Here is a 9,949-nt window from a genome sequence, read left to right on the forward strand (position 1 = left end):
TTTATTGTTATTTATGCGTTTTATTTGGCTTTTTTTTCGCTGGGTTTCCGTTCCCTTGGCGCTTTCTATTTTGTTCATCTTTTGCTTGTTTTTCATGTAGTGTATCTAAAAATTCATTCGAGTTACTCATTTTTCTATCGCTCCTTTCATTTCGTCCTAATTACTATAACCATTTAGGAGGATAATCATGAGTTAGAAGTTAGGCACTTAATTTTCTTCGATAATGTAAGTAAAATATTCCATACATAACAAATAGCATGAGTAAAACTTGTAACTCTACATTTTCCTTTAAAATAGCTGCGATAGGGTCTGGTAAGTACGGTGATTTATCGTTTGTGCTTAAACCTAACCATTTATTTAAGAGGCTAATGGTACAAAACATAAAAACACCGGACCAGCTTGCCGTAATTGCTTTTTGTTTAATTTTTGTTTCACGTTCATCATCTGTAATCCAGGGATTAGCAGTTTGATCACTACTAAAGAAGCCGTTTATATATCCCCATACAATCATTCCAATAAAGACAATTATCCATTTCATATATGTAATTCTCCTTTCGGTGTAAAAAGTATTTTACATGTAATATTGTAATATTTTATAAATATTAGTGTCAAATGTTTTTTACATATCGGTTTTTATACAGCAGGAATAAAGAATGCAATAGGGAAGAAATATGTGTGAGGATTTTATAGTAAGAGGAGGCTGAATATGAAAATCGTTTTTGTTCGGCATGGTGAAGGTGAACATACAACGGATTTACCAGAAAGTCGTTTTAACTAGATCAGATTTTTTGAAAGAAACGGGCATATATGAAATGGATTTATCCCATAAAATTCTGATTGATAAGGGCTGATTATAGGATGGGGGTTGTATGTTGAATATTGCATTAGTAGTTGGTTTTAATTCGGATTTAGAAGCGCAATCAATTCGAGCATCTCTTGAATATTTTGGTGCAAGGGTTGTGACATATTGGATTGGTAGACCGAAAGATTTTGTGGAAGTTCTTTCTGGAAAGAACTTATTTAACAATATTAATTATATTATTTTTTGCTTTCATGGTGAAGAAGGGAAGTTTGTCATAGAAGAGTTAGGCGAAGAAGTATATGAACAAGATGAACCGAGAGGGTATTTTGGTACAGAAGAAATTTATAAATATGCAAAATTGCATAATACACATATTGTAAATAGCGGGTGTACGTTAGGGGAGCAAAATCTAGCAAAATCTTTTTTACATAGTGGTGCGAAATCATATATTGGATCGATTGATTATGTAGATGGAAATGCAGCACTTATGTTTACTATACGCTTATTTTATGGGGTTATTAACCATGGGAAAACGTTAGAAGAAGCGTTTCAAGAAGCGAGTTTAATTGATGAGGAGACATATACATTTCGATTCTATAATTAGTGTGAAACACGTTTATTCTATATTCGAATAAACGTGTTTCACATTTAACTCACATTTTTTTTACGTTTTTTTCAATGAAAATGGTTATCACTTGTGGTATGATATGTTCAAGTTTTTACAGGTAATAAAAGTTACTATATAAACTTTAGTTTTTAATGTTTCATACGCATGTCACAGATTATTCATAATTAACGTTTGAAAAATAAGTAACTAATGTTATTATATTATCTGTAACTAACTTAATTACAACTTTAGGAGGAAGATATGGTTATTCAATTTTTAAGAGAAAACAAAGCAGTTTCTTTTGCATTAGCAGTAATTCGAGTATATCTTGGTTACACATGGTTAATGGCTGGAATCGGTAAACTACAAGGAAAAGGATTCGATGCAACAGGTTATTTGCAAGGGGCAATTGAAAAATCTAAAGGTGCACAACCGGCTGTTCAATCTTGGTGGGCATCATTCTTACAAGAATTTGCAATTCCAAATGTAGATTTGTTTAATACACTTGTAACATGGGGAGAAATTTTAGTCGGAATTGGTTTAATTGTAGGCTGTTTAACAAAAACAGCGGTCTTTTTTGGTCTTGTAATGAACTTTTCCTATATGTTTAGTGGGTCAATTGGTGTGAACCCTGAGATGGTTATCTTATCTATGTTTGTTCTTGTTTCCGGTATGAACGCTGGGAAATTTGGAATGGATGGCTTCGTTATCCCGAAAGTATTAGGATCAAAAACTCCAAAACGCCAAAAGCAAGCTGCTTAATATATGAAAACGGGTATCTCATTTTGAGATACCCGTTTATGTTATTTTTCAACTTTAATCGGATTGTTCTTAAAGAAATCTTTTACATACCCGACAAATTCTTGTGGTTCTTGGCGAAATGGTGCATGATAACCTTTTTCAATAATATGTAAAGTGCTATTTTTTAAGAATTGATGATACGTTTCTCCTTCTTTCCAGGAAACGCTACTATCATTTCTGCCCCATATAATTAAAGTTGGCTGTTTTATTTCATTTGCATTAATTTTAAGACGTCTAGGCCATAATTTCATTTTATTATAATGCTCTTCATCATTACGTTTGAATTTCACTTTGCTTTCATCATAATCTGTAATAGAAGAAACGGCATTTAAATCAGTCGACAATTGTGGTTTTGGTGAGCCTTGTTTATTAACGAATGTATGAGGACCACCTGTAGCATCAGTTAAAATAAGGTGAGTAACTGTTTCAGGATATAAATATGTTAAATTTAGAGAAATTTCTCCCCCCATGGAATGCCCCAGTATTGCGAATGAATCATACCCTAGTTTTTTCATTAATTTATAATACAAATTTGCATGAGTTGGAAAAGAATAATAAAAATCCATTGGCTTAGATGAGCGCCCGAATCCTAAAGCATCTACAGAAATAATTGTATGATCTTTTGCTAAATCGGAGTAAATCTTTTGAAAACCATCTGATGACCCTCCAAAGCCATGAATCATAAGTAAAGGTGGTTTTTCATTACCAATCTTTTTAAAGTAAATGGTTTGACCATCTATTTCTACCATTTTTTCCTCGGTAGCTAGTTTCGCTGTAATTGTATTTTTAACTTGTTTTACTTGTTCTACTGGCTTTTCTGCTGCACTACATCCTACTAATAGTGTAAGAGTAAGACAACCTACCATAAAATAGCTAAATCGCTTCAATTAGGTGTCTCCTTTCTAACATAACGCTGTATCTATCATAGCAAATAGCATATTACGATTTCCAGGAAGTTGGCTACCATTTTTTATCATAAGAGGTGAAAGGAGCGTTTCTTGGAAATTTTCTGTTTGAAGAAATTGACGAAATGTAAATTGTGAGTGTGGAACATCAATTCGTACTATACCCTTCCAACATTCACATATCTTTTTTAATAATTGGATAGCATCTTCTTCTTGCTTGGCGATAAGTGGATTGATACATAATATATTGCCCTTTTGTATGCATAATGAAAAAGCTTCTATACAGTTATTTCTTTCAATTTTAAAAGAGTGTACGGCCCTTGGTAATAGCAAAGAGTAAAGTAGAGAACGATTCATACCAGTTGCAATTTGATCCAGAGAAGTAAGAGATATAAGGTCTTCTTCTTGTACTTGTTGTAAGTGAGAAGGGTACGTCTTAATAGTTTGCTTTTCAAAACGATGAATCGTTGTTGCTGTTTGAAATCCGCATGATGTGTATAGAGGTTCGCCAGCTTTTGTCGCAATAAGTGCAATGGGTTGTTTTGGATGAATTTGTTCCAAGCAATGATTTAGCAACATGCGCCCTATTCCGCGTCCTTGAAAATTAGGGTGAACGATTAACATACCAATGGAAGCAAAGTTACTTGTAAAGGGAAATACTCCTCCAGTCGCAATGAGTTTGCTTTCATGAATGTAACCTACAAGTGTGCCGATAGAAAGATACATTTCGAATTGTTTTTTCATAAAAATCTCATCGTGTAACCATCCAACAGATTTGCAAAGATTAAGTAATTCAAAAATAAAAGACTCATTTAGCTTTACTATTTTCATAAAGGCTCACCGCATTTCTATTTATTTTCATAAAAATAGAGTCAAAATGTAAAAAAAGAGATTTACGTTAAATGAAATCCAACTTGTTTATATTTAAATTGTAAAGGGCGGAATGATTGATACAAAAAGACAAACTTATACAAATTATAACTGATATTTACATAAGTTAACAAAAAATTTACATGCAGCTAATTTTCTCTTAATAGTCTTCCATTAAATTTGATAGTGGGAAATGAATAACCTAATTAGGGGGACAAGACAGTGAAAAAGTTTGTGAAAAAAGCATGGCCATTTGCAGTTGTGGCATCATTAGCAGTTACTTCGGTAGCAACATGGAATTTTACTCGTTCTAGTGAGGTTAATGCAGATGAGAACGGAAGCAATGCAAAGATTAAAAATGTGATCGTATTAATTGGGGATGGTATGGGCCCTTCATATATGACGGCTCACCGTTATATGAAAGATAATCCAAGAACCTTTGAAATGGAATCTACAGAATTTGATAAGCATCTTGTAGGAACACAAAAAACATACCCAGAAGATGAACATGAAAATATTACAGACTCTGCATCGGCAGCAACAGCTATGTCAGCAGGGATTAAAACATATAATGCTGCAATTGCAGTTGATAATGATAAAGCGGAAGTGAAAACAGTTCTTGAGCAAGCGAAAGAAAAAGGGAAATCAACGGGACTCGTTGCAACTTCTGAAATTACACATGCAACACCAGCTGCTTTCGGTGCGCATGACATTAGCCGTAAAAATATGGACGCAATTGCAAATGATTATTTTGATGAGAAAATTAAAGGGAAGCATAAAGTAGATGTTATGCTTGGCGGCGGCGTAAAGAACTTTGTTAGAAAAGATCGTAATCTTACAGAAGAGTTTAAGAAATCTGGTTATAGCTATGTAACGGATCGAGATCAATTGTTAAATGATAAAAATGATCAAATTCTTGGTTTATTTGCACCAGGTGGATTAGATAAAATGATTGACCGCAATGAGAAAACACCTTCATTAGAAGAAATGACTAATGCAGCAATTGAGCGTTTGAACAAAAATAAAAATGGTTTCTTCTTAATGGTGGAAGGAAGTCAAATCGACTGGGCTGGACATGATAATGATATCGTTGGTGCAATGAGTGAAATGGAAGACTTCGAAAAAGCTTTCAAAGCAGCGATTGAGTTTGCGAAAAAAGATAAAAATACGTTAGTTGTTGCAACGGCAGATCACGCTACTGGTGGCTTATCTTTAGGTGCCAATGGCGAGTATAACTTTAAAGTAGATCCAATTAAAGCTGCAAAACGCACACCAGACTTTATGGCAAATGAGATTACAAAAGGTGCAAATGTAGAAGAAACATTGAAAAAGTATATTGATTTACAATTAACTCCAGAAGAAATTCAAGCCGTAAATGATATAGCCCCGTCAAAAGATGTAACAAAGATTGATAATGCAATTGAAGATATTTTCAATAAGCGCTCGGTTACAGGCTGGACAACAGGTGGACATACAGGGGAAGATGTGAACGTGTATGCATTTGGTCCAGGTAAATACTTGTTCTCTGGCGTTCAAGAGAATACAAATATAGCGAAACGTGTCTTTGATATTGTTGGTGGCGGTGATCCGAATAAAGGAAGACGCTAATTAAGAGCGAAAGTGAGGCGGAATGCCTCACTTTTCTTTTTAGGAGTTGGGAATATGGAAAAATTATTTAGAAAATTAAGATTCCTTTTAGTGTTTGTAGTACTACTAGTTGGATGTCAACAAGAAGAGAATAACGTAGAACAAAAATCTACTACTAAAAAAACTGAGGAAAAGGTACAAATAACAAAAGAAGAAGAGAGATCTATTCAAGATGTTATTCATACATTTGTGCGAACGACGAATGAAAAAAATCTTGCAGAACATATGGAGTTATTTTCAAAGAAGATGCCTAGTGCTGAAGACTTAAAAACACAAAAAGAAGCCGCATTTCAAAAGGGAAATAAGAAAATTGAATTGGAACATATAGATATGAAAGTTAGTAAAGTAGGGTATGTTATTGTTGAAACGAAAGAAAAGGAAGTAGACGACAGTATTACTCTTCAAAAGAAAGTACAGTATGCCCTTGGAAAAGAAGAGGATAAATGGAAGATTGAAGAGGTTCGAACAATAGAGAAAAAATAACGTGAAACTTTAATAAGTGTGGAGTCATACTTCCCAAAAATGATAGAAAAAAGGTTCTCATTGGCGAGAACCTTTTTTTATAGTGGTAGCATAATTTGATTTGAACATGCCTCAATATCATCAATATCTTGACGAATTGTGGCCATTTTATTATCCAGATCTTCAGCTTTCATTGCTGCATCATGTAGTTCATCTTTTAAATACTCCGGTATTTTCCCTTCATATTTATAATAAAGTTTGTGTTCTAAACTTGCCCAAAAGTCCATTGCCAGTGTACGTAACTGAATTTCTGCAAATACATCTTTTGTACCAGAATTTAGTGATAAAGGGTATTTAATGATCATGTGTAAACTTTTATATCCGTTTCGTTTTGGGTTAGCGATATAATCTTTTACTTCTATGACTTCCATATCTTCGCGTTTTTGAATGACTTCTTTCAAATGATAGATATCTTCTACGAAGCAACATGTAATACGAATACCAATAATATCTTGTAAATGTGTTTGAGCATTTTCAACTGTTGGTAATAAGTTTTTGCGCTCTAGTTTTTTAATAATACTTTCAGGTTGTTTTAGTCTTGTTTTTATATGTTCAAACGGGTTGTAATCCTCTAGAAATTGAGCTTCCCGGTTCATAATTTCAAATTTAGTTTTTAACTCTTCTAAAGCAAATGTATATGGTAATACAAAAGCTTTCCAGTAGTTAACTGTTGATTGATTATATTCCATTTATATACACACCTTTTCCTATTTGCAAGTGAGGTCGTTATTATACTAAATACCAAATCATATAAGCGCAAGCAGCAAATGATGAGATCATAAAGCGATATTTAGTTTTCATACTTTCAACTCCTTTCGAGTAAGATTTTATATAAATAAACGTGATTGTTAATAAGTTCACTATGTATAGTTTCTATAGTAATAGATTCGTGTGAATTTCGTATGAACTAATTGTTTCAGCTTTTTGTCTTTTTTGCTGTTAATCATAATTATTATTCGGATTTAAAGTGTTTTTATTTGATTTATCTATTCGTATAAATTAATGTATATTTAAATTTACAGTTATCGAGGAGGATATATGGTGAACTTTGAAGAATTAGCAATTGCTAGACGTTCTGCAATGAAATTTATACAAGGTATAGAAATCTCTGATGAGGATTTTAAAAAAATATTTGAGTTAACTAAGCTTTCTCCATCTTGCTATAATTTGCAGCACACACATTATGTTGTAATTCGTGATCAAGAGCGAAAAGAAAGATTAAAAGAATTAGCTTTTGGTCAATATAAAGTATCGAGTGCATCAGCGGTAGTGCTCGTTTGTGGTGATAAAAAAGCATACCAAAATGTTGAAAATATTTACTTCGGTATGAAAGTTTTAAAAATGATTGATGAATGTGAATATGAAGATACAATTAGGCAAACGAAAGGTTTATATGAAGGAAAAGGAGAGCGTTTCATGGAGGATGAAGCGATTAGAAATGCTTCGTTAAGCGCGATGACTTTTATGTACGCAGCTAAATATTATGGCTATGATACATGTCCAATGATTGGTTTCGATGAAAAAGCAGTACAAAGTGAATTGAATATGCCGGAGCATATAGTACCTGTTTTAATGATTACGATAGGAAAAAGTGATACGACTAAAACTCGCCCACGAGGATATCGAAAGCCGATTAGTGAGTTTGTTACATACGAATCGTTTTAATAAAGTGAAACTTTTAATCAGTGGGGGTCTTACTGCCCGTTAATGCGGGAGAAAATTTATTTAACTATAAAAACAAGGGGATTCTAAATGGAATCTTCTTGTTTTTGCAATTGACAAATGGAATGAAGTTTTATAATATATAAATCGTAATCATTACGTTTTAGTTGCGATTTTTGAAAGAAAGGAGAATTAAATATGCGTGTAAATATTACATTAGCTTGTACGGAGTGCGGTGATCGTAATTACATTTCTAAAAAAAATAAACGAAACAATCCAGAACGCATCGAATTAAAAAAATATTGTCCACGATTAAAGCGAGTAACGTTACATCGTGAAACGAAGTAGAAGACTAGAGATATCTCTAGTCTTTTTTTATAGTTCTTTGGTTTTGTTTGTTATAATTACCTTAAATTGTAATAAAGGGAGCGGTATGATGAATCAAAAAGATAAAGAAAGAAAAGAGCAAGTGGCTCATATTATTAATATTCCAGATGAATATAGTCTTGTTGTAGATGATCAAGAAGGGGTTGATGACCCGTATCATCTATTATGGTGGGAGCATAAAGAGGATCAGGAGAGAACGATACAAATTACATTGAATAGACATACTGGTAATTTAATTGAATTTAGGATAGATGATGAAAATCCTTTTTCAAGTGGCAAGGAAGCGATAGAGGAGAAGAAGGCAAGAGAGATTGCAAATGCGTTCTTGAAAAAATATACAAAAGAAGGATATGAATTCTATACATATGTAACGGTTAAGGACGACAGGCGCGGTTGGAAAGAAGTAAATTATATGCAAGAAGTGAATAGCTATCCATTGCCGAATACAGGGTGCGTTGTGCGAGTGCACTCTTCAGGTAATGTTGTGCATTTTCATTACAATGGACAAAAAGCTATAGAGAAAAAACCGTTATGGCCAAGTGAAATTGTTGAGGAGAATATCGTTTTAGAAAATTTGAAAGCTAGACAAGATATGAGACTTGTATTTGTAGATTTAACATACTCTTCATGTGAGTATGAAAGCGGGGAAGAAGTAAAAGGGTACCATCTTGTATATGAACCAGAGCCTAGTCATGCGTTTATTGATGCAAGTACAGGTAAAGATTTATTTGGACCAGATCATTATAAATTGCCTTCGGCTATAGCTGTTGAAAAATCGAAAAAAGGTAACGAACGAGGTGACGTATTCGAATTATTTGACTGGAATAAAGAAGGTTTTACAAAAGTAGATGAGACAGAAAATGATGATGAAATAAGGATGAAATTTGTTCCGAAAGAGGAATTACAAAAACAGAAAGAAGAGAAGGATCCATATTTAATGAATGAATTCTTTAAAAAGCATTTACCGATGTTGAAATATAATAATTTAGTTAGCGTTAAAATTGATAAATTAACCAATGAATTAACTGGTTTTATAAAACTGACAGATGATAAAGAAGTAAAGCAAATACTGTCTAGAGAGGAATGTTTACAAAGAGCACTTCAATTTTTAGAACGAGTTATTCCAGATATCACACAATATCTGCGTCTTTGGGAGGAACGTGAAGAAGCAGAAGATGGGATTGAAAGATTTATCTTTTCTGTATATATAAATGATATTCCGGCAGAGTATAACCAATTTATGATTAACATCAATGCAGAAAATGGTGCTGTTATGCACTACTCGGGGGAGTCTAGCAACTTTATAAAAGAATTGCTCACATATGAAATAACACCAAAAGTAACTAAAGAAAAAGCGTTAGAAATGTACAGAGAGGCTATCCGAGTTAAATTAGAATGGTTTTTAGATCATGATGCAGAGGAAACGAAATACAAACTACTTTACAAACAAACGACAGATGAAAAACATAAAGAACCTTTTAATTGTAGGCGGGAAATTCGTTATATTGATGCCCAAGCGGGGAGAAAGATTTGGAGTAAGTAAAATAAAAAGAGTTATTTTTCAAAGAAAATAACTCTTTTTATTTTTATACTTTGCCTGTTCGTTTTTCAAAAGTAAATGTGATAGGAAGATTGGAATGAGAACTATCACTTTTAAATATTACTTTCCATTCTTTAGTATGGGCTTTAATTTCAAAATTAAGAAGATTCATCGCTCTACGTTTATCTATTTCTAAAATTAAGCCC

12 protein-coding genes are annotated in these 9,949 nt (G+C 33.0%); 7 read left to right on the top strand and 5 right to left on the bottom strand.

Annotated elements, in window-relative coordinates:
- Nucleotides 1-7: 7 nt before the first annotated feature.
- Both ACQGSG_RS03490 and ACQGSG_RS03495 read right to left on the bottom strand, forming a co-directional pair.
- Complete coding sequence (locus tag ACQGSG_RS03490) at nucleotides 8-130, bottom strand: DUF4023 domain-containing protein (protein WP_000071866.1); 123 nt, start codon at nucleotides 128-130, stop codon at nucleotides 8-10.
- A gap of 69 nt (nucleotides 131-199) precedes the next feature.
- On the bottom strand, nucleotides 200-538 hold the full coding sequence (locus ACQGSG_RS03495; protein WP_000871153.1) for a hypothetical protein: 339 nt from the start codon (nucleotides 536-538) through the stop codon (nucleotides 200-202).
- Nucleotides 539-869: 331 nt separating this feature from the next.
- Here ACQGSG_RS03495 and ACQGSG_RS03500 point away from each other — a divergent pair, with 331 nt between their 5' ends.
- Nucleotides 870-1,406: a delta-aminolevulinic acid dehydratase gene (locus ACQGSG_RS03500; RefSeq protein ID WP_325842925.1), complete on the top strand. Its 537-nt coding sequence runs from the start codon at nucleotides 870-872 to the stop codon at nucleotides 1,404-1,406.
- 264 nt (nucleotides 1,407-1,670) lie between these two features.
- Nucleotides 1,671-2,171, top strand: coding sequence for a DoxX family protein (locus ACQGSG_RS03505; protein ID WP_000236592.1), 501 nt, complete (start codon nucleotides 1,671-1,673; stop codon nucleotides 2,169-2,171).
- Nucleotides 2,172-2,212: 41 nt separating this feature from the next.
- On the opposite strand, the gene ACQGSG_RS03510 is transcribed toward ACQGSG_RS03505, so the two are convergent.
- A complete protein-coding gene (locus tag ACQGSG_RS03510; RefSeq protein ID WP_325842924.1) occupies nucleotides 2,213-3,097 on the bottom strand; it encodes an alpha/beta hydrolase in 885 nt (294 codons plus the stop codon).
- Between the two features lie 15 nt (nucleotides 3,098-3,112).
- Nucleotides 3,113-3,946 carry a GNAT family N-acetyltransferase gene (locus ACQGSG_RS03515; protein WP_098605428.1) on the bottom strand — a complete coding sequence of 278 codons (834 nt, stop codon included), beginning with the start codon at nucleotides 3,944-3,946 and terminating at the stop codon, nucleotides 3,113-3,115.
- A gap of 261 nt (nucleotides 3,947-4,207) precedes the next feature.
- Here ACQGSG_RS03515 and ACQGSG_RS03520 point away from each other — a divergent pair, with 261 nt between their 5' ends.
- Both ACQGSG_RS03520 and ACQGSG_RS03525 read left to right on the top strand, forming a co-directional pair.
- Nucleotides 4,208-5,593: an alkaline phosphatase gene (locus ACQGSG_RS03520; protein WP_325842922.1), complete on the top strand. Its 1,386-nt coding sequence runs from the start codon at nucleotides 4,208-4,210 to the stop codon at nucleotides 5,591-5,593.
- 54 nt (nucleotides 5,594-5,647) lie between these two features.
- Nucleotides 5,648-6,115, top strand: coding sequence for a hypothetical protein (locus ACQGSG_RS03525; RefSeq protein WP_097796377.1), 468 nt, complete (start codon nucleotides 5,648-5,650; stop codon nucleotides 6,113-6,115).
- Nucleotides 6,116-6,192: 77 nt separating this feature from the next.
- On the opposite strand, the gene ACQGSG_RS03530 is transcribed toward ACQGSG_RS03525, so the two are convergent.
- The gene (locus tag ACQGSG_RS03530) at nucleotides 6,193-6,843 is read right to left on the bottom strand and encodes a GTP pyrophosphokinase (protein ID WP_000456219.1); all 651 of its coding nucleotides are present in this window, start codon (nucleotides 6,841-6,843) and stop codon (nucleotides 6,193-6,195) included.
- 349 nt (nucleotides 6,844-7,192) lie between these two features.
- Between ACQGSG_RS03530 and ACQGSG_RS03535 the strand changes: the two genes are divergently transcribed.
- The 3 genes from ACQGSG_RS03535 (at nucleotide 7,193) to ACQGSG_RS03545 (ending at nucleotide 9,746) form a co-directional block, all read left to right on the top strand.
- Nucleotides 7,193-7,819, top strand: coding sequence for a nitroreductase family protein (locus tag ACQGSG_RS03535; RefSeq protein ID WP_000245985.1), 627 nt, complete (start codon nucleotides 7,193-7,195; stop codon nucleotides 7,817-7,819).
- A 195-nt stretch (nucleotides 7,820-8,014) separates the two neighbouring features.
- Nucleotides 8,015-8,164 (top strand): 50S ribosomal protein L33, encoded by a 150-nt coding sequence (rpmG, locus tag ACQGSG_RS03540; RefSeq protein WP_001265617.1) that lies wholly within the window; start codon nucleotides 8,015-8,017, stop codon nucleotides 8,162-8,164.
- Nucleotides 8,165-8,252: 88 nt separating this feature from the next.
- Nucleotides 8,253-9,746 carry a YcdB/YcdC domain-containing protein gene (locus tag ACQGSG_RS03545; protein ID WP_098605430.1) on the top strand — a complete coding sequence of 498 codons (1,494 nt, stop codon included), beginning with the start codon at nucleotides 8,253-8,255 and terminating at the stop codon, nucleotides 9,744-9,746.
- The last annotated feature ends 203 nt before the right edge of the window (nucleotides 9,747-9,949 follow it).

The organism is Bacillus sp. GMa5/1 (genome assembly GCF_050172015.1).
Taxonomy (GTDB): domain Bacteria; phylum Bacillota; class Bacilli; order Bacillales; family Bacillaceae_G; genus Bacillus_A; species Bacillus_A cereus.

Bases quoted from the DNA above. Each gene is read 5' to 3' on its own strand.
- rpmG (WP_001265617.1), top strand. From the start codon at position 8,015: ATGCGTGTAAATATTACATTAGCTTGTACGGAGTGCGGTGATCGTAAT.
- ACQGSG_RS03490 (WP_000071866.1), bottom strand. From the start codon at position 130: ATGAGTAACTCGAATGAATTTTTAGATACACTACATGAAAAACAAGCA.
- ACQGSG_RS03500 (WP_325842925.1), top strand. From the start codon at position 870: ATGTTGAATATTGCATTAGTAGTTGGTTTTAATTCGGATTTAGAAGCG.
- ACQGSG_RS03525 (WP_097796377.1), top strand. From the start codon at position 5,648: ATGGAAAAATTATTTAGAAAATTAAGATTCCTTTTAGTGTTTGTAGTA.
- ACQGSG_RS03530 (WP_000456219.1), bottom strand. From the start codon at position 6,843: ATGGAATATAATCAATCAACAGTTAACTACTGGAAAGCTTTTGTATTA.
- ACQGSG_RS03535 (WP_000245985.1), top strand. From the start codon at position 7,193: ATGGTGAACTTTGAAGAATTAGCAATTGCTAGACGTTCTGCAATGAAA.
- ACQGSG_RS03515 (WP_098605428.1), bottom strand. From the start codon at position 3,946: ATGAAAATAGTAAAGCTAAATGAGTCTTTTATTTTTGAATTACTTAAT.
- ACQGSG_RS03545 (WP_098605430.1), top strand. From the start codon at position 8,253: ATGAATCAAAAAGATAAAGAAAGAAAAGAGCAAGTGGCTCATATTATT.
- ACQGSG_RS03495 (WP_000871153.1), bottom strand. From the start codon at position 538: ATGAAATGGATAATTGTCTTTATTGGAATGATTGTATGGGGATATATA.
- ACQGSG_RS03505 (WP_000236592.1), top strand. From the start codon at position 1,671: ATGGTTATTCAATTTTTAAGAGAAAACAAAGCAGTTTCTTTTGCATTA.